We start from the raw sequence: 19,592 nt of genomic DNA on the forward strand, positions 1-19,592 counted from the left end.
CGGCAAGCTTGCGACCGGCGTCGCCGACTGCCGACGCCACCGCGGCGGCATGCTCACGCGCCTCGATCGCACGTTGCGCCCTGGCCCGCGCCTCACGTTCGGCCGTAGCGGCGCGTCGCAGTGAATCCGCCTGCCCTCGAACAGCATTGGCCCGTTCCTCGGCGGTGCGCAACGCGAGGCGAGCCTCCACCTCGGCGGCGCGCACCATCTCGACCACCGCGGTCAACCGATCCCGGTCGGCGGGCTCGTCGGACTCGGCCGTGGGCACGTCTTCGGCGTTGTGCAACCGCTCCTCGAGCTCGGCGAGCTCGGCCACGGTCTGCTCGCGACTGGCCTCGAGTTCGTCGCGCTGCCCGATCTGCCGACGCCAGTCGTTGTCGGCGTTGCGGGCCTCCACACCGAGTCGCCCCAGCTGTTCATAGATCGACGAGATCGCCGCGTCTGATTCGTTGAGCGCGGCCAAGGCCTGCTCGGCGGAGTCCTGGCGGGCCTTCTGCTCGGCGGCGGCACCGGCCAGTGCCGCACTCAGCTCTTCGACTTGCGTTTCGGCAGTGGCCAATTCAGCGCGCGCCTTGTCGATTTCGCCGGCGATCTCCAGGGTGCTGGGCTTACGGTCGGAGCCACCGGTGACCCAGCCGGGACCCACCAGATCGCCGTCGAGGGTCACTGCCCGCACGTCGGCGCGTCGCGAAACGACCTCCAGCGCGGCGGCGAGGTCACCGACCACCACCACCCCGGCCAGCAGCACACTCACCACGCCGCGCATCCGCGCAGGTGCCTCCACCAGCTCCATCGCCCACTGCGCACCGGCGGGAATCTCACCGTTGATCCGGGTGGGAGGTTCCGGCCAGTCACCGAGCACGATCGACGCCCGGCCGCCGTCGGCCTCTTTGAGCGCCGCGACGGCCGAGGATGCCGCGGCAAAATCGTCGGCCGCCAGCGCATCGGCGGCCGAGCCGAGCACCGCCGCCACCGCCACCTCGTAGCCGGCATTCACCTTCAGCAGCGTGGCGACAGCACCGAATATCCCTGCATCACCGTGATTTTCGACAAGCCAGGCAGCGCCGTCACGTCGCTCCAGGCCCATGGTGAGCGCATCGATCCTGGCGCGCAGCGAGATGACCTGACGTTCAGCGGCGCGCTCGGCGGCCTGCAGCTCGGCCACCCGCTCATCGGCCAGCCGTAGTGCGGCGACCGTGCGGTCATGATGATCGTCGAGACCGGCTTCGCTTTCGTCGAGCTCGCCGACGCGGCCCTGCACCGTCTCGAATTCGGCTTGGGCGCTTTCGGCGCGCTGCCCAGACTCCTCGATCCCCTCCGACAACCGGGCGATCCGGTCATCGGTGGATTCCACCCGGGCCCGCATGGTCTCGACCTGCCCGGCCAACCGGGCCAGGCCTTCGCGGCGATCAGCTTCGGCGCGCACGGCTGCCAGATGCGCCCGCTCGGCGTCGGCGGCGTCGCGTTCGGCCTCACCGAGTTCCTCCCGCGCAGCCTCCAGCCGGGCGCGAGTTTCGGCGAGCTCGGCGAGCAGCTGCTGCTCCAGCTCAGCCACCTCGTCGGCTTCGGCCTCGAGTTCCTCGGGGTCACGGCCACCGCTGTGCACCGGCTCGGCTTCCAACAGCTGGGTGCGCTCCCGGGCGATCCGTACCGTCGCGCTGACCCGCTCGGCGAGCGCGGAGAGCCGGAACCAGGTCTGCTGGGCGCGTTCGGCCCGCTCGGTCAGGGTGGCGACCGCCGTTTCGTGATCCGTGAGCTCATCGGCGGCCACAGCCAGCCGTTCCACGGACTCCTCGTGTTCTTTGCGCAACGCGGCTTCGGTGCCGCCGACGCCCTCGAACTCGACTTGGCGTTTCACGAGATCATCGGCGGCCAATCGCAGGCGTGCGTCCCGCAGATCAGCCTGGATGGTCTGGGCGCGGCGGGCCATCTCGGCCTGGCGGCCCAGGGGTTTGAGCTGGCGGCGCAGCTCGGTGGTCAGGTCGGTGAGCCGGGCCAGGTTGGCGGCCATCGCGTCGAGCTTGCGGACCGCTTTTTCCTTGCGTTTGCGGTGCTTGAGCACACCGGCGGCCTCTTCGATGAAGGCCCGCCGATCTTCCGGCCGTGATTCCAGGATCTGCGAGAGCCGGCCCTGCCCGACGATGACGTGCATCTCCCGGCCGATCCCGGAGTCGCTCAGCAGCTCCTGGACATCCATCAGCCGGCAGCTGCTGCCGTTGATCTCGTACTCCCCGGCGCCGTCGCGGAACATCCGGCGGGTGATCGACACCTCGGAGTACTCGATGGGCAGCGCGTTGTCGGAGTTGTCGATCGTCAGCGTCACCTCGGCGCGCCCCAGCGGCGCCCGGGTGGACGTGCCGGCGAAGATGACGTCCTCCATCTTGCCGCCACGCAACGTCTTGGCACCCTGTTCGCCCATCACCCAGGTCAGGGCATCGACAACGTTGGACTTGCCGGAGCCGTTGGGGCCGACCACACAGGTGATTCCGGGTTCCAAACGCAGAGTCGTAGGCGACGCGAAGGACTTGAAGCCCTTCAACGTCAGACTCTTGAGGTGCATGGCGTGCCAGCGTACCGCTAGTCCGGTCGACGAGAGGTCGACGAGCCGGCGTGGGGGTACCCCCAGCGAAGCAAGGGGGCGCACGGGCCGGGGCGGGAGGGCCGGACTACAAAGGGACTAGCGCTCGTTGAATCCCCGGATCTGCTCCCCCGGTGCCGACCAATCGGCGATCACCTTGTCCACCCGGCCTGGTGTGGTGTCGCCGCGCAGCAACTCGAGCAACCGCTCACCGGCCGCCCGTGGGCCTTGCGCCACCACCAGCACCCGGCCGTCAGCCTGGTTGCTGGCATACCCGGTCAATCCGAGTTCGAGCGCCCGCGACCGGGTCCACCAGCGGAAACCCACCCCCTGAACGTGCCCGTGAACCCAGGCGGTCAGCCGGGCCGGATCGTCGGGGGTGCCCGTCATGACCGGCCGTCGGCGATGTCGAAGCTGACCTCGGTGCCCGATTTCAGGGTCCGGCCCACCGTGCACACCTGATCGATGGCGCGTTCGACGACGGTGCGCACCCGCTGCACCTCTGCTTCGGTGAGCCCGGACAGGTCGATCTCCAGGGTCTCCTGGAGCAGCGGGTAACGCTCCTGCTCACGGTCCGGCGGTCCGGAGACGCGCACGGTGGCCTGGTAGTTGTCCCCGAGGCGGCGCGCCAACGGCTGGTCGCTGGCCATCCCGCTGCACGCCGCCAGGGCGATCTTCAGCAGTTCGCCCGGGGTGAAGACACCCTCGACGTCCTCGGAGCCGACAGCCACCTCCGCGCCCCGCGAGCTCTTGCCCGTGTAGCGCCGCGTCCCGGTCCGTTCAACCCACAGTTCCGTCATCGTGTCCTTCCTGTAGGCCCAAACTCACATTTGGGCGCCGATGTGCGAGTGCGATCCGCCATTACGCCGGTCTCGGCGGCCGCAAGCTCGACGACTCGTTCAACCGCGCGGTCGCGGCTGGCATTTCGGGCAGTAGAACGACGACCGGTTCATGAACTTCTCCCGGCGCATCACCGCCCCACAGCGATGGCACGGCTCGCCCTCGCGGCCGTAGGCGTCCAGCGACCGGTCGAAGTATCCGGATTCACCGTTGACGTTGACGTACAACGAATCGAACGACGTCCCGCCCTGATCCAGCGCCTGGCGCATGACATCGCCGGCCTGGTCGAGGATGCGCGCCAGCGCCGGCTTGCTCAGCGTCTCGGCCAGCCGCACCCCGTTGACCTTGGCCCGCCACAGCGCTTCATCCGCGTAGATGTTGCCGATACCCGACACCACCGCCTGGTTGAGCAGCTGCCGCTTGATCTCGGAGTGCTTGCCGGCCAATACCTTGACCACCGCGCCGCGGTCGAAGAGCGGATCAAGTGGGTCACGGGCGATGTGCGCCACCGGCTCGGGAACCTCGCTGCCGTCGACGGTGACCAGCTCGGCGAGCATCCAGCCACCGAAGGTCCGCTGATCGACGAAGCTGAGCGCGGTGCCGTCATCCAGCAGCGCACCGATCCGCAGATGCTCGGGACGGGCCTTGTTCTCCTGGATGGTGCCCAACAGCATCTGCCCGCTCATCCCCAGGTGCACCACCAGCGCTTCGCCGCTGCTGAGAGTCAGCCACAGGTACTTGCCTCGCCTGCCGGTACCGGTGATGGTGTTGTCCAGCAGTCGGGCGGTCAGATCTGCCGGACCGGCTTCGTGCCGCCGGACCGCACGCAGATGGTGCACCCGCACCGCGGTGATCGTCCGGCCGGCGAGGTGCGTCTGCAGCCCGCGGCGGACAACTTCGACCTCGGGAAGTTCAGGCATGGCGCCGCACAACCGTGGTCATGCCGGCACCGTCACGCTTCAAGATCGACAAGGGCCTTCCACGCCATGGCCGCAGCTTTCTGCTCGGCTTCCTTCTTCGACCGGCCGACGCCGGTTCCCCGTTCGATCTCCTTGACGATGACATACGCCGTGAACTGCTTGTCGTGATCGGGCCCGATGGACGTCACCGAATAGCTCGGCGAACCCAACCCTTGTGCCGCACAAAGCTCTTGGAGGCTCGTTTTCCAGTCGAGACCGGCACCCAGCGTCGGGGCCGTGTCCAGCAGATTCCCGAAGAGACGCAGAATCACCTTGCGCGCGGTGTCGATACCGTGCTCGAGGTACACCGCACCCAGCAGCGACTCCATACCGTCGGCCAGGATGCTGGATTTGTCGGCACCACCGGTGTTCATCTCACCCCGGCCCAGCAGCAGGTAGGAGCCCAGCCCGTCGGAGGTGAGCCCTCGAGCCACCTCGGCGAGCGCCTGTGTGTTGACGATGCTGGCGCGCAGTTTGGCCAGGTCGCCCTCGGTGCGGTCCGGGTGACGGTGGTACAGCTCGTCGGTCACCGTCAGGCCGAGCACCGCATCGCCGAGGAACTCCAGCCGCTCGTTGGTGGGCAGGCCACCGTGTTCATAGGCGTAGCTGCGGTGGGTCAGGGCCAGTGTCAGCAGGTCGGCGCCGAGGTCGACGCCCATCGCGTCGATCAACGGTTGCCGGTGGTCCTGTTCTGTCACTGCCGAACCTCGGGATCTGCCGATGGATTCTCCGGTAACAAGCCGGCCAGCTTCGCCCAGCGCGGGTCGATCACATCGTGGTGGTGGTCCGGCTCGGCGGTAGCCAGCGGGACACCACAGCTCTGGCAGAGTCCGGGGCAGTCGGGACGGCAAACCGGCGAGAGCGGCAGCTGCAGCACCACGGCATCGACAATCGACTGTTCGAGGTCGACGATGTCATCGATGACGTGTCCGATCTCGTCTTCCTCGGTGGTCGCCTCGGTGGTGCTCTCCGGATAGGCGAACAGTTCGGTCAATTCGATCGTGATGGTGTCGGAAAAGGGCGACAGGCACCGGGCGCATTCGCCGTCGGTCGGGGCGGTGACGGTGCCCGTGACGAGCACGCCTTCAGAGACCGACTGAAGATTCAGGTCCAGCTCAACCGGTGTCCCCTGACTGATCGCCAGCATGTCCACCCCGATACGCGACGGGCTGGGCACAGTTTCGGCGACGGCAAGCATGGAGCCGGGACGGCGGCCCAGCCGTGCGACGTCGAGGGCCAGGCCCGAGGGGATGCGCCGATGGGCCGAAGTTCTCTTGGGGGCCGCAGTCTTGTTGGGGGCCGCAGTTTTGGATGCAGCCTTGCTGGACGCCGCTTTTTTGAACACCGACATATCCAGAATTCTACGGCGCGCCGCCGCCCGGCTTGCCGGAGTGCGCTCGGTCAGCGCTGCGCGTAGTCGTGGGTGCCGGCGGCGGTCCGCAACTGGTGCCGGCCGCGCCCCACCGAGCGCAGGGTCCCATTGAGGTAATCCTCGAACTCGGCGAGTTTGCTGTCGACGTAGATATCGCACTCGCCGCGCAACCGGTCGGCCTCGGCGTGCGCGGCATCGATCAGGCGCTGCGACTCGGCCTGAGCGGACTGCACCACCTCGGTCTGCGAGACCAGTCGCTGCTGCTCCTTGATGCCTTCCTGGACGGCCTTCTCATAGGAGATGTTGCCGCTCTCGACCAGCCGGTCGGCCTCGGCTTTGGCCCGTCCGACCGCGGTCTCGTAGTCACGCTTGGCGTTGGCTGCCAGCCGGCTCGCCTCTTCACGGGCCTCGCCGACCATGCGCTCGCAGTGCTGGCGGGCCTCGATGACCATCCGGTCGGCTTGCGATTTGGCATCGGCCAGCAGCCGGTCGGCCTCGCCCCGGGAGTGCCCGAGGGTCGATTCGGCCTCCGCGGTCGCCGAAGCGACCATGCCGTCGGCGTGTTGTTTGGCGTCGCGGAGCATCCCGTCGCGCGCATCCAACACATCCTGGGCGTCGTCGAGTTCGCCAGGGATCGCGTCTTTGATGTCGTCGATGAGCTCCAGCACGTCGCCCCGCGGGACGACGCAGCCGGCCGTCATCGGAACGCCACGCGCCTCTTCGACGATGGCACCCAGCTCGTCGAGCGCTTCAAATACTCGGTACACGGCGCATCCTCCAGGCCTCGATGTTGTTACAAGTGTGCCTGGTGTTGCGCCTGTGACTGCGCTGTTCGGACCGGTGTGTCGCTATTTTCGGCCGAACCCCGCACACCTGCCGCACATTATGTCAGCCTCGCAGCTTGTCGCGCACCCGCGCGTTCACCGGATCGGGAAGCAGATCACTGACGTCACCGCCCAGCGAGGCGACCTCCTTTGCCAACGAGGACGACACAAACGAGTACTGCGGTGCCGTCGCCACGAAGAACGTGTCGACCCCCGCGACATGGCGGTTCATCTGCGCCATCTGCAACTCGTACTCGAAGTCGGTACCGGTGCGCAGCCCCTTCACGATGGCGGTCAATCCGCGCGCCTTCACAAAATCGACAACCAGCCCCTGCCCCGACTCGACCCGCAGGTTCGGCAGATGGGTCGTCGACTCCTCGATCAGAGCAATCCGCTCCTCGAGGGTGAACATGCCCTTCTTGTTCGGATTGACCAACACCGCGACGACGACCTCGTCGAACTGTGCTGCGGCACGTTCGAACACATCGAGGTGCCCGAAGGTGACGGGATCGAAGGAACCTGGGCAGACGGCGCCACTCATGGCACCCGACGCTAGCAGGAGGTATCGCCGTCGACGCGTTCAGCCATCTCCACCCGGGTATCGCCGTATCCGCGGTCGCGCCACGCCACCCAACCGGGCGGCCACGCCAGTGGCGCACTGCCACTGGGCCTTTCCACCACCATCACGGTTCCGGTTGCCGCCCAGCCCTTTTCGGTCAGCAGACCGACCACTTTCTCCAGCTCGGCAGTACTGAGCTCGTAGGGCGGATCCGCAAAAACCAGCTCCACGGACCTCCCGGCTCCCCCGCCGAGCACCGCCTCGACAGAACCGCGACGTACCGCAGCACCCGACAACCCGAGCGCGGTGATGTTCTGGGTGATCACCGCGGCGGCACGCTGATCACTCTCGACGAACAGGGCACTGGCCGCACCGCGGGACAACGCTTCCAGCCCCAGCGCACCCGAGCCCGCGTACAGGTCCAAAACCGCCACACCGTCGAAGTCGATCCGGGCGGCGAGCACGTTGAACATCGACTCGCGCACCCGATCCGTGGTCGGCCGCGTCCCGCGCGGGGGCACCACCAACCGCCGGCCCCCAGCTGTCCCGGCGATGATGCGGGTCAGTTGACGACCACCAGGAGATCGCCGCCCTCAACTTGCGCGGTGGCCGACACGGCGATGCGCTCGACGGTGCCGGAGTTGGGCGCGGTGATGGCGGCCTCCATCTTCATGGCCTCGATGGTGGCTATGGTCTGCCCGGCCTCGATGGCGTCACCGGCGGCGACGGTGACGGTGACAACGCCGGCAAACGGGGCGGCCACATGGGCGGAGTTGGCCCGGTCGGCCTTCTCCGCGGTGGGGACCTCGGAGGCGATGTTGCGGTCACGAACGACGACGGGACGAAGCTGTCCGTTCATGATGCACATGACGGTACGCATCCCGCGCTCGTCGGCATCGGAGATGGCTTCGAGGCCGATCAGCAGCTCCACCCCCTTCTCCAGTTGCACCCGGTGTTCGTCACCGTGACGCAGCCCGTAGAAGAACTGGTTGGCCGACAACTGCGAGGTGTCGCCGTATTGGTCGCGGTGGGCTTCGAATTCCTTGGTGGGCCCGGGGAACAGCAGCCGGTTCAGCGTGGCTTGACGTTTCGGTCCCGGCTGAGCCAGCACCGCCTCGTCCTCATTCGACAACGCCACCTCGGGTTTGGCCTCACCCCGGCCTTCGAGCGCCCTCGACCGCAGTGGTTCCGGCCAGCCTCCGGCGGGATCGCCGAGCTCGCCCCGCAAGAACCCGACCACGCTGTCGGGGATGTCGTATTTGGCTGGGTCCGAGGCGAACTCGTCAGCCGACACACCCGCACCGACGAGTGCCAACGCCAGGTCACCGACAACTTTGGAGCTGGGGGTGACCTTGATCAGGCGGCCCAGCAGCCGGTCGGCGGCCGCGTAGTTGGCCTCGATGGTTTCGAAGCGGTCTCCGAAGCCGAGCGCGATGGCCTGCTGGCGCAGGTTGGAGAGTTGCCCGCCCGGGATCTCGTGGGTGTAGACGCGCCCGGTCGGAGCGGGTAACCCACTTTCGAAGGGGGCGTACACCTTGCGCAACGCCTCCCAGTACGGCTCCAACTCGCACACCGCACCCAGGTTCAGACCGGTATCGAACTCGGTGTGCGCCGTGGCGGCCACGATCGAGGACAACGCCGGCTGGCTTGTGGTGCCCGCCAACGGCGCGGCCGCACCGTCCACCGCATCGGCACCGGCCTGCCACGCCGCCAGGTAGGTGGCCAGCTGACCGCCGGGGGTGTCGTGGGTGTGCACATGCACCGGCAGGTCGAACCGTGATTTCAGCGCCGACACCAGGGTCGCGGCAGCCGGGGCCCGCAACAGTCCGGCCATGTCCTTGATCGCCAAGACGTGAGCGCCGGCGTCGACGATCTGCTCGGCCAGCCGCAGATAGTAGTCCAGCGTGTAGAGCTGTTCGGCCGGGTCGGACAGGTCACCGGTGTAGGACATCGCGACTTCGGCGACCGCGGTGTTGGTGGCGCGCACCGCGTCGATCGCCGGACGCATCGAATCAATGTTGTTGAGAGCGTCGAAGATTCGGAAGATGTCCACCCCTACCGCGGTGGCCTCATCCACAAATGCGGAGGTGACGATCTCCGGGTACGGCGTGTAGCCGACGGTGTTGCGGCCGCGGAGCAGCATCTGCAGACAGATGTTCGGCAGGGCTTCCCGGAGCGCGGCCAGCCGCTCCCACGGGTCCTCTTTGAGGAAGCGCAGGGCAACGTCGTAGGTGGCCCCGCCCCAACACTCCACCGACAGCAGCTGCGGCATCGTCCGCGCGACATACGGTGCCACCCTCAGCAGCCCGGTGGAACGCAGCCGGGTCGCCAGCAGCGACTGGTGCGCGTCGCGGAACGTCGTATCGGTCACGCCCAGCGCCGGAGAATCCTTGAGCCACTGAGCAAATCCCTGCGGGCCCAACTCGACCAGCTTCTGCTTCGACCCGGCCGGCGGGGCGATTGTCAGGTCGAGGTCGGGCAACTTGTCATGCGGATACACCTTCGACGGGCGGTCTCCGTGTGGCCGATTGACCGTCACATCAGCCAGGTAGTTCAGGATCTTGGTGCCGCGATCGGCCGACGAACGCGCGGTCAACAGCTCCGGTCGCTCGTCGATGAACGAGGTGGTGACGCGGCCGGCCACAAAATCCGGGTCGTCGAGCACTGCCTGCAGGAACGGGATGTTGGTCGACACGCCCCGGATCCGGAACTCCGCCACCGCCCGGCGAGCACGACGGATCGCGGTCCCGAAATCACGGCCCCGGCACGTCAACTTCACCAGCATCGAATCGAAATGGGCACTGACCTCGGCGCCCAACAGCGTGCCGCCGTCGAGCCGGATACCGGCACCACCGGGTGACCGGTAGGCAGCGATCCGGCCAGTGTCCGGGCGGAATCCGTTGGCCGGGTCTTCGGTGGTGATGCGGCACTGCAACGCGGCGCCATGGGCCACGATGGTCTCCTGCGACAGCCCCAGCTCGGCCAGCGACTGCCCCGCCGCGATCCGCAGCTGCGACGACACCAGGTCGACGTCGGTGATCTCTTCGGTGACGGTGTGTTCCACCTGAATGCGCGGATTCATCTCGATGAACACATGATTGCCGCGTTCATCGAGCAGGAACTCCACCGTGCCCGCACACGAGTACCCGATCTGCTGAGCGAACGCGACTGCGTCACTGCAGATCCGGTCCCGCAGGTCGGGGTCCAGATTCGGGGCCGGCGCCAGCTCGATCACCTTCTGGTGCCGGCGCTGCACCGAACAGTCCCGCTCGAACAGGTGGATCACGTTGCCATGGGTGTCGGCCAGGATCTGCACCTCGATATGACGGGGATTGACCACCGCCTGCTCCAGGAACACCGTCGCGTCACCGAACGCTGACTCGGCTTCCCTCGACGCGGCCTCGATGGCCTCCCGCAACCCGGCCCGTTCCGCGACCCGGCGCATACCCCGGCCACCGCCGCCGGCGACGGCCTTGACGAACAACGGGAACGGGATGGCCGACGGACCTTCGGTCGCCGCCAGCAGTTCTTCGACGTCGGCCGACGGCGCCGAGGAGGCCAACACCGGCAGACCCGCAGCGCTGGCCGCGGCGATCGCCCGCGCCTTGTTGCCCGTCAGCTCCAGTACCTCGGCGCTGGGTCCCACGAAAGTGATCCCGGCCGCGGCACAGGCCGCCGCCAGCTCCGGGTTCTCCGACAGGAAGCCATACCCCGGGTACACCGCGTCCGCGCCCGCGGCCAGCGCGGTGTTCACGATCTCGTCCACCGACAGGTAGGCGCGGACCGGATGGCCCACCTCACCGATCTGATACGACTCGTCGGCTTTCAGGCGGTGCACCGAGTTGCGGTCCTCGTACGGATACACCGCAACGGTGCCGACCTTCAGCTCATAGGCGGCGCGAAACGCCCGAATAGCGATCTCGCCACGATTGGCAACCAAAACCTTGGAAAACACATGCAGCAATCTACCCGAAACGGCTACCCAAACGAAAGGTGCAGTTCAAAAACCTTGTTCACTCCGCTGCGAACCATTCCTGGCAAATATGCGAAGGTTGCGAACTGCATCTTTGCAAACCCGCCGATCACGATCAGATCAAGGTCGACCAATAGGTCCAGAACCGGACCAGGATCATCAGCACCACCGCGGTGAACCAGAGCGCCACGATCGACCAACGCCACTGGTACAGCGCGCCCAGCACCGGATTACCCGCCCACGGTCGCAGCGCGATCGATGCCGACACCACAAACAGCGGGATCATCACGGTCCACACCACCATGCAGTAGGGGCACAGCGCACCGATCCGGTACAGGCTCTGGAAGATCAGGTAGTGGACAAACACCACACCGAGGGCATTGCCGATCGCCAGACCGACCCAATACCACTGCGGCAGACGCACGTTCGCGACGGCCAGCACGCCCGAGACGATGACAACGGTGAACCCGACAAGTCCGATCAGCATGTTCGGGAAACCGAAGACCGACGCCTGCGGCGTGATCATCACCGAGCCGCAGGACAGCACCGGGTTGATGCTGCAGGACGGCACGTAGGACGGGTCCAGTAGCAGTTCGATCTTCTCGATGGTCAGCGTCGCCGCAGCGGTGAGGCCGATGATGCCGGCCAACAGCACCCACAGAGCGCTGGGTCTGGCGACGGCCACACCGCCGCGGGGCGACCGCCCGGCCGGTTCCACGGGGCCGGCCTCTGCCGCGGGCGTCGTGGTCACGATGCCGGCGGCGCCGCGATCGCGTCCAAAGCCGGCACGTCACCGACGATTTCGCGGACCTTGCTGATCAGATCAGCAGGGGTGCTGTAGCGGTAATCCTCGTCGTTGATCCTGATCGTCGGCGTGGCGGTGATCGACGCCGCCGCGGTCATACCGTCGACCACAGCGTTGTAGTTGCCGCCGTCGATGCACTTGGCGACGTCGCCGCCGACACCGGACTGGCGGGCGGTCTCGATCAGGCTCGCATTGTCGGGCGCCGGAGAACCTTCCTGCGGTTGCTGGGCGAACAAGGCGCCGTGGAAGCGTCGGAACGCATCCTTCATCGGGCTGTCGTCCTGCTCGGCGACGCAGTACGCCGCATTTCCCGAACGCGTCGAGTAATTCCGGTTCACCGGGGAGTTGAGGATCGACACGAAGTGGTAGTCGACGGCGATGACACCGGAGTCGACCAGCTTGTTGATCGTGGGTCCCATCGCCTGCTCGAAGCTGCGGCACGCCGGGCACTGGAAATCCTCGAAGGACGACAGCACGACCTTCGGGTCGGACGTGCCCTCGTTGGTGATGACGTCGGCCGTGGCAACTCGAATCGCCTCGGCTTCGCCACCTTGCTTCTTGTCACTCGACATCACGATGTAGAGCACAAGTGCTACGGCGAAGACGACGACGATCGCTGTCAGTCCGATCTGGACTGCAATATTGCGCTTTCGGTCGGCAGCCTTCAGGTCGTACTTGACGGGGCGTTTTGATTTGGCCACAGGTTCGGTGATCCTCGTGCTCGCGGGCTTGGCGACTTCAGCGTACCGGCGTGATGACACCGCCGGTTCCACCGCGCCGAAGATGTGCTCTCAGCGCGGAGGTGATGTCAGCGACACTACGGTCCACCTGGCCACCCAAGCCCGCGAAATTCATGAAACCGTGAATCATCGAGCCCAGTTGTCGCAGGTCGACCGGCACTCCGGCACGCTGCAGCGCCGCGGCGTAGTAGTTGCCTTCGTCACGGAGCGGGTCGAAACCGGCCGTCACCACCAACGCCGGCGGCAGCCCGCCGAGTTCCTCGGCTAGCAGCGGCGACACCCGCGGGTCGGTGACCGGAACACCCGAATCACCTACATAGAGGTCCCGGAAGACCGCTATGTCGTGCCCCGTCAGCAGATAGCCGTCGGCGAACAATGTGCGCGAGCGAGTCCGGGCATCGAGGTCGGTCACCGGGTAGAGCAGCAGTTGCAGCACCGGGTCACAGACCGGCTGCTGCCTGGCCCACTGGGAAACCGCGGCCGCGAGCCCTCCCCCGGCGCTGTCGCCGCCGACCGCGATCCGGTCTGCCGGCAGATCAAAATCGGCGGCGTTGTCGACAACCCAGCTGTAGGCCGCACAGCAGTCGTCGACGGCTGCCGGAGCCGGGTGTTCGGGAGCCAGCCGGTAGTCCACCGAGAACACCTGCGTTTGTGCGTCGTGGCAGAGGCGCCTGCACAACGTGTCGTAGCCGTCGAGATCTCCGAGCGCGTACCCGCCACCGTGAAAGAACACCAGCGCCGACGAGGCGCCGTCGGTTCGGTAATGACGGACCCCGAGTGCCCCGGCCGGCCCGGGAATCGAGAGCTCCGCCACCTCGACGGGGCCAACCGGGCCACCGAGTCCGATGCAGGTGTCCCGCATGACGGTGCGGCTGAGTGTCACATCGTCGTCGCCTGCGGGGCCGGAGACGACGATGCCGGGAATGCCGCCCACCCGCAGCCCGGCAAGCAACAGCTGCAGGCTGGGATCGAGGGTGTTGCCGTCGACGGTCACCGTGTGGAAGCCGAGCAGGGCCCGTTTGACGGCAGCGGGCATCGAAGGCAGCACCGCGGGCATCAGCCGGGTTCCGGCGCTGAGCACCGACAGCGGTATCCGTCTGCGTCTTGCCCCTGGGCGCCCCAGCACACCGACCACGGCCCCGACGGTAGTGGCCCGTGGTTGACGAGTGCAGATGTACCCCGGAGTAGTGTCTACGCTTTGGATTGGGCTGGGGACAACCCGGCATTATATTTCTGACTTCAAACAGGTACAGGTAGGTGAGATGACGTCCACTGGACAGTCGGGGGCGACGGTTCCGTCGATCGGACTCAACGACCAGAACACGATGCCCGTCCTGGGCCTCGGTGTTGGTGAGTTGTCCGACGCCGAGACCGAACACTCGGTATCGACGGCGCTGGAACTCGGGTACCGCCTGATCGACACCGCTGCCGCCTACGGCAACGAAGCCGCCGTGGGCCGCGCCATCGCCGCGTCGGGAATCCCGCGCGCGGAGGTGTTCGTCACCACCAAGCTGGCCACCGCCGACCAGGGTTTCCAGTCTTCCCAAGATGCCGTCAAGGCCAGCCTGGAGCGGCTCGGTCTCGACTACATCGACCTGTACCTCATCCACTGGCCGGCTGCTGAGCTCGGTAAGTACGTCGACAGTTTCGGCGGCATGATGCGCGCGCAGGCCGACAACCTCGTCAAGTCCATCGGTGTCTGCAACTTCAGCGCCGAACATCTCGCCGACATCTTCGACCTGGCGTTTTTTGTCCCCGCGGTCAACCAGATCGAGCTACACCCGCTGCTGAACCAGGCCTCCCTCCGAGCCCTCCACGCCGAGCACGGCATCGTCACCGAGGCATACAGCCCGCTGGGCGTCGGCAAAGTGCTGGACAACTCCGCCGTCACCGGCATCGCGGCCTCCTACGGCAAGACCCCGGCGCAGGTGCTGATCAGATGGAATCTGCAACTGGGCAACGTGGTGATCCCGCGGTCCTCCTCGGCCGAGCGGGTTGCCGAGAACCTCGATGTGTTCGGCTTCGAACTCAGCAGCTCCGACATGGAGACCTTGAACGGTCTCGACGACGGCACCCGGTTCCGGCCCGATCCGGAGACCTACACCGGCCCCTGAGGCCAGGCTCGCCCCAGCTCCTCGCCGTAAAGGCGGTTGTTCTGGTTTTCGAGAGCTCCTGCCAGGCGCCTACCTAGCATGTCGGCGACCGTGATTCCGTGATCCGGTTGCGACAGAAGACGGATGCCATCACCGGCGCGTAGTCGCCCCGGCTGCAGAACTCGGAAGTAGATGCCGGTTCGACCGGTCTGCTGGGTGAGGACCGCCAATTCCGGATGGTTGTGGAACGCGGCGAGTCGGTAGCAGGGCCGCCGGGGCTGACTGACCTGCAGGACCACCGAGCCGATCAGGAGAACCGAGCCGACGACGGTGTCGGACTCCAGCAGGCCGGTGGTCGTGAGGTTTTCACCGAACGCGGGAGGCTCTACCGCGCCGAGGATTTCGGCCCATGCGCTGTAGTGCTCGGCGGGATAGCCGAGGACCGCCTTGTCCGGTCCCCCGTGATGCTTGCGGTCGCCTTGTTCGTCACCGGCGAGACCGAGGTGGCCGACCTCCACAGTCTCGCAGGTGGGCTGCTTGTCGATCGCCGTCTCGATGGCGCGACCACGCCACGGCAGTGGCCGCACCCGGCCCGTGGACACCGTCAGTACCTGTGGTGGCAACTGAGATCTCCCTCCAGTTCCGACTATGACACTGAATGGGACGGTAAGACACATTGTGTCCTATCGTCAACATCCAGGGTCGTCAGCCTGCCGGGCAGGTCTGCGCCGCTTCCCGTAATGCCGGCACCGACGGCGCGTCCACCGGAAGCGAGTAGCCCCGCAACACCGCGATAAACTGCATTGCGTACTGGCAGTGGAATGCCGCGTTCGGCGGCATCCACCGTGCGGGCTCCGCGTCACCCTTGTCCTGATTTGTCGGACCGTCCACGGCAACGAGGTTGGCGGGATCATTGGCGAACCGAATCCGCATCTCGTCGGTCCAATCTCGCGCACCCTGATCCCACGCGTAGGCCAGGGGCACGATGTGCTCGATCTGGACCGCGGCACCGGTCTGATTGCCCCGCACGAACGAGATGGTCTTGCCCGTGTAGGGATCTCGTAGTGTGCCGGTCGCGACCGCAGTCGGACAGCGGCTGATCGCCACGTACGTCTTCTCGATCAGATCCCGGTCGAGGATGTCGTTGCGCGTATCGCAGCCGTTGTGACCGCCCGGGGCGGAGTTGAGGTCGGTCCACGCCTCGCCGAACGCCGCCCGGCGGTAGTTGCCGCTGCGAACCCGGGCCGGCACCTCGGGAATCCCGGTGAGCACGTCGGCATCTGGAGCGACAATCGGCAGACCCGCCTCGACCGCATGGGCAGCCGACCGCTCCGCAGACGTCGACACCGTCTGATACGCCACGATGACGGCAAGGGCGGCTGCCAGCGCCACCCACACCACGTGCTTGCGGGTCACGACTTGTCCAGGAACTCGATGCGGTCGGTCTCGGTGAAGTACGCGGCCAGGAAAGCCAGTCCCGGATCGGCCGGCATCGCCGGATAGATCGCTTCACACAGTTCGCGGGCATCTTCGATCACCTGACGATGCTCGGCCAGCGAGAGGAACCGTAGGTTCAGTGCCCGGCCGGACTGATGGCGGCCGAGCACATCACCCTCGCGCCGCTCGGCCAGGTCCAGATCGGCCAGCTCGAAACCATCCAGCGTCGAGGCCACCGCGTTGAGCCGCCGCCCCGCGTTGGAGGCCTCCGGCAGCTGCGATACCAGCAGACACAGGCTGGCATGGCTGCCACGGCCGATACGGCCGCGAAGCTGGTGTAGCTGACTGATCCCGAATCGGTCGGCGTCCATCACCACCATCACCGTCGAATTCGGCACGTCCACACCGACTTCGATGACGGTGGTGGAAACCAGCACATCGATGTCACCGTTTTTGAATGCCGTCATGACCGCGTCTTTGTCGTCCGGGTCGAGCCGGCCGTGCATCAGCCCGACCCGCAGATCCTTGAGCGGCCCGGTTTTCAGATGCTCGAACAAGGACGTGACGGGAATCGGTCGCGGACCGGTCTCGTCGGTCTCGGTCTCATCGATGCGCGATGCCACCACGTAGGCCTGGCGCCCGCCTTGCACTTCCTCGACGATGCGCTGCCACGCCCGGTCCAGCCATCTGGGCTTGTCGGCGACAAAAACCGTTCTGGTGGTGATGGGCTGGCGACCGCGCGGCAACTCGCGCAACGTGGACGTCTCCAGGTCGCCGTAGACCGTCAGCGCGATGGTGCGCGGGATCGGCGTTGCCGTCATCACCAGCAGATGAGGCGTGATCCCGTCAGGGGCCTTGGCGCGCAACTGATCTCGCTGCTCGACACCGAATCGGTGCTGCTCGTCGACCACCACCATGCCCAGGCGATGGAACTCCACGGTGTCCTGCAGCAGTGCGTGGGTGCCGATCACGATGCCGGCCGCACCGGAGGCGATCTCCTCACGGACCTGCCGTTTGCGGGCCGCTGACAACGATCCGGTCAGCAGACTCACCCGGGTACCCGCTGCGTCACCGCCGAGCTCACCGGCTGTTGCCAGCGGCCCCAGAACCTCGCGGATACCCCTGGCATGTTGGGTCGCAAGCACTTCCGTCGGCGCCAGGAGTGCACACTGGTAGCCGGCATCGATCATCTGCAGCATGGCCAGTACCGAAACAATGGTCTTGCCCGAGCCGACCTCGCCCTGCAGCATCCGGTTCATCGGGCGGGCGGCGGTCAGTTCGTCGGAGATCACCGTCAGGACATCCTGCTGCCCGGCGGTGAGATCGAACGGCAGCCGACCCAGCATCCGGTCTCGGATGCCTCCGGCCACCAAGGGCGCCGCCGGTCCGGACTGGCGCAGCTCACTGTGCCGGCGCCCCACCAGAGCCCACTGCATACCCACCGCTTCGTCAAAACACAGCCGCTCGACCGCGCGGGTGCGCTCGTCGGTGTTTTCGGAGAGATGGATTGCCCGCAACGCCTCGTCTTCGGCCATCAGGGCGTGCTGCCGAACGAAGTCCTGCGGGAACGGATCCGGTATCGGGTCGAGTACCTCGAGCACCTGGCGCACACAGGCATAGATGTCCCAGCTCTGCAGCTTTGCGCTGGCCGGGTAGATCGGGAAGAACTCGCGCTCGAAGACCGACAGGTCCAGTTCACCGTCATCGTCTTTGGCGGCGAGAGCTTTGAGATTTGCGCTGCCGCGCAGCCGCCCGGTGGGCGCGTTGAGGATCAGATGCGCCGGGTGCGTCAGCTGCATGGTGCCCCGAAAGAACCCGACTTCTCCGGAGATCATCACCCGGGTGCCCTCGACCAGGCTGTGCTTGAGGTACTTCGCGTTGAAGAACGTAGCGGTCACATTCCGGTCGGCCAGCGTGACGACCATGTACTCCCGCTTTTTACCCTTGGTGCTCCAGCGCAGGTCCACCTTCCTGACGGTGTCGACAAAGGTGACGTGCTCACCCTCGGCCGGCGGATCGGATTCGTCGTCGAGCACCGTCGCGCCCTTGCTGTACTTGCGCGGATAGTGGCGCAGCAGGTCGTTCACCGTGCGGATACCGAACACCTCGTCGAGCTTTCCGGCAGCCTTCTTCCCGACGATGAAGTCCAATGTGTCGCCCAACTCGGCCATTTCACTCCACTCCGATGATCACGACATCGCCGCTGTGCCCGGTCTGATAGCTGACGATCTCGATACCCGGATGGTGCAGATGCACATGGTTGGCGAGCACCGCACTGACCCCGGGATCCACGCCGGCACCCAGCAGAACGGTGACCAGCTCACCGCCGACACCCAGCATCAGATCCGTCAATCCTCTTGCCGCCGCGGTGATGTCGTGCCGCACGACCAATACCTCGCCGCCGACGATGCCCAAACCGTCACCGACCCGACACGGGCCGGCCCACGTCAGCGCCGATTCGGTGGCCAGCCGCACTGCACCGTGCCGGGTGCCGCCGGCCGCGGCGCCCATCGTGTAACCGTCGTCGACGGCCCGCCGGGACGGATCGTGCACCGCCAACGCCGCCAGGCCGTGCACCATCGAGCCGGTGGGCACCGGCACCACGTCGACCCCCCAGCCGATCGCCGCGGTACACCCGGCGACCAGTTCTTCTGCGGCCACATATCCATTGGGCAGCACCATCACCTGCGCAGCGCCGGTCCCGATCAACGCCTGCACCAACTGCTGGGCGCTGACCGCCACTCCCCCGCGACGATCCAGTTGAAGAACGGTGGCACCCTCATCGGAGAACAGGTCGGCCGCACCGTCTCCGTCGACGACCGCCAGTACCGCCCTGCCGACGCTGAAACCGGCTGCGGGTTTGGCCACGGCGGAGCCCAGGGCAGAGATCTGGATGCGGCTGGGGGTGCCGTACGCCAAGCCCACTTCGATCGCGGCTCCGGCGTCATCGGTGTGGACGTGAACCGACACCTGACCGGCAGCCGAACCCACGGCACCGCTGTCGGGCAGTACCTCGGCGATCGCGACCGAGTCACCCAGTCCGTCGAGACGGGCACGTAACCCGTCGATGTCGTCCACCAGGCAGCCCGCGAGCAGGTACATCACCTCGAACTGCGGAGGGGCCGCACCGGGGAGCGCCGGGACCGACGTGGATTCCTCAGGCCGGTAGGGCGTCCGGACCGGCGCCTGCCCGCTGACGATGACACGCAACGCGTCCAGCAGGACCAGAAGTCCGCGGCCACCGGAGTCGACGACCCCGGCCTCGGCCAGCACGGCCAGCTGCTCCGGGGTTCTCTCCAATGCCGCTGCCGCGGCGTCCCCGGCCGCCGCCACCGCCGCACCGGGCCCATCCGCGAGGGTGTGGGCGGCGGCGGCGGCCGCCGCTTCCAGCACCGACACGATGGTCCCGGAC

Annotated in this window: 18 protein-coding genes; 1 reads left to right on the forward strand and 17 read right to left on the reverse strand. The window is 66.8% G+C overall.

The genetic code is table 11. From position 1 onward, the window contains the following. The 13 genes from smc to WBB07_RS01705 all read right to left on the reverse strand — a co-directional run. A partial coding sequence (gene smc, locus WBB07_RS01645; protein ID WP_526304113.1) for a chromosome segregation protein SMC occupies positions 1-2,560 on the reverse strand: 2,560 nt, incomplete at its 3' end. Between the two features lie 117 nt (positions 2,561-2,677). Continuing rightward, entirely contained in the window at positions 2,678-2,968 is a 291-nt protein-coding gene (locus WBB07_RS01650) for an acylphosphatase (RefSeq protein WP_526304115.1), read from the reverse strand. After that, positions 2,965-3,378 (reverse strand): OsmC family protein, encoded by a 414-nt coding sequence (locus WBB07_RS01655; RefSeq protein ID WP_526304117.1) that lies wholly within the window; start codon positions 3,376-3,378, stop codon positions 2,965-2,967. The genes WBB07_RS01650 and WBB07_RS01655 overlap by 4 nt, the downstream gene beginning before the upstream one ends. A gap of 99 nt (positions 3,379-3,477) precedes the next feature. Beyond that, positions 3,478-4,338 (reverse strand): bifunctional DNA-formamidopyrimidine glycosylase/DNA-(apurinic or apyrimidinic site) lyase, encoded by an 861-nt coding sequence (mutM, locus tag WBB07_RS01660; RefSeq protein ID WP_526304119.1) that lies wholly within the window; start codon positions 4,336-4,338, stop codon positions 3,478-3,480. Positions 4,339-4,370: 32 nt separating this feature from the next. Next, positions 4,371-5,036 carry a ribonuclease III gene (gene rnc / locus WBB07_RS01665; protein WP_526304145.1) on the reverse strand — a complete coding sequence of 222 codons (666 nt, stop codon included), beginning with the start codon at positions 5,034-5,036 and terminating at the stop codon, positions 4,371-4,373. Positions 5,037-5,071: 35 nt separating this feature from the next. Then, positions 5,072-5,728: a YceD family protein gene (locus WBB07_RS01670; RefSeq protein WP_526304121.1), complete on the reverse strand. Its 657-nt coding sequence runs from the start codon at positions 5,726-5,728 to the stop codon at positions 5,072-5,074. Between the two features lie 50 nt (positions 5,729-5,778). Then, positions 5,779-6,516 (reverse strand): cell division protein SepIVA, encoded by a 738-nt coding sequence (gene sepIVA / locus WBB07_RS01675; protein ID WP_526304123.1) that lies wholly within the window; start codon positions 6,514-6,516, stop codon positions 5,779-5,781. 121 nt (positions 6,517-6,637) lie between these two features. Further along, positions 6,638-7,114 carry a pantetheine-phosphate adenylyltransferase gene (coaD, locus tag WBB07_RS01680; RefSeq protein WP_526304125.1) on the reverse strand — a complete coding sequence of 159 codons (477 nt, stop codon included), beginning with the start codon at positions 7,112-7,114 and terminating at the stop codon, positions 6,638-6,640. An 11-nt stretch (positions 7,115-7,125) separates the two neighbouring features. Then, entirely contained in the window at positions 7,126-7,698 is a 573-nt protein-coding gene (gene rsmD / locus WBB07_RS01685; RefSeq protein WP_526304147.1) for a 16S rRNA (guanine(966)-N(2))-methyltransferase RsmD, read from the reverse strand. Continuing rightward, entirely contained in the window at positions 7,695-11,087 is a 3,393-nt protein-coding gene (locus tag WBB07_RS01690) for a pyruvate carboxylase (protein ID WP_526304127.1), read from the reverse strand. Before WBB07_RS01690 ends, rsmD begins: the two co-directional genes overlap by 4 nt. A 133-nt stretch (positions 11,088-11,220) precedes the next feature. Beyond that, positions 11,221-11,856, reverse strand: coding sequence for a vitamin K epoxide reductase family protein (locus WBB07_RS01695; RefSeq protein ID WP_526304129.1), 636 nt, complete (start codon positions 11,854-11,856; stop codon positions 11,221-11,223). Then, on the reverse strand, positions 11,853-12,611 hold the full coding sequence (locus WBB07_RS01700) for a DsbA family protein (protein WP_526304131.1): 759 nt from the start codon (positions 12,609-12,611) through the stop codon (positions 11,853-11,855). The genes WBB07_RS01695 and WBB07_RS01700 overlap by 4 nt, the downstream gene beginning before the upstream one ends. A 37-nt stretch (positions 12,612-12,648) precedes the next feature. Continuing rightward, positions 12,649-13,785: an alpha/beta hydrolase gene (locus WBB07_RS01705; RefSeq protein WP_526304133.1), complete on the reverse strand. Its 1,137-nt coding sequence runs from the start codon at positions 13,783-13,785 to the stop codon at positions 12,649-12,651. Positions 13,786-13,912: 127 nt separating this feature from the next. On the opposite strand from WBB07_RS01705, the gene WBB07_RS01710 reads away from it, so the two are divergent. Further along, positions 13,913-14,764: an aldo/keto reductase gene (locus WBB07_RS01710; protein ID WP_526304135.1), complete on the forward strand. Its 852-nt coding sequence runs from the start codon at positions 13,913-13,915 to the stop codon at positions 14,762-14,764. Here the strand turns inward: WBB07_RS01710 and WBB07_RS01715 are convergent. The 4 genes from WBB07_RS01715 to WBB07_RS01730 all read right to left on the reverse strand — a co-directional run. Next, positions 14,749-15,366 (reverse strand): MOSC domain-containing protein, encoded by a 618-nt coding sequence (locus WBB07_RS01715; protein WP_526304137.1) that lies wholly within the window; start codon positions 15,364-15,366, stop codon positions 14,749-14,751. The genes WBB07_RS01710 and WBB07_RS01715 overlap by 16 nt on opposite strands. Before the next feature lie 82 nt (positions 15,367-15,448). Beyond that, the gene (locus tag WBB07_RS01720) at positions 15,449-16,159 is read right to left on the reverse strand and encodes a GmrSD restriction endonuclease domain-containing protein (protein WP_526304139.1); all 711 of its coding nucleotides are present in this window, start codon (positions 16,157-16,159) and stop codon (positions 15,449-15,451) included. Continuing rightward, entirely contained in the window at positions 16,156-18,351 is a 2,196-nt protein-coding gene (gene recG / locus WBB07_RS01725; RefSeq protein ID WP_526304141.1) for an ATP-dependent DNA helicase RecG, read from the reverse strand. The genes WBB07_RS01720 and recG overlap by 4 nt, the downstream gene beginning before the upstream one ends. Position 18,352: 1 nt before the next feature. Continuing rightward, on the reverse strand, positions 18,353-19,592 hold a 1,240-nt coding region (locus tag WBB07_RS01730; RefSeq protein WP_526304143.1), incomplete at its 5' end, for a fatty acid kinase subunit FakA-related protein.

The sequence above is a fragment of the Mycobacterium sp. genome (assembly GCF_049647605.1).
Lineage (GTDB): Bacteria > Actinomycetota > Actinomycetes > Mycobacteriales > Mycobacteriaceae > Mycobacterium.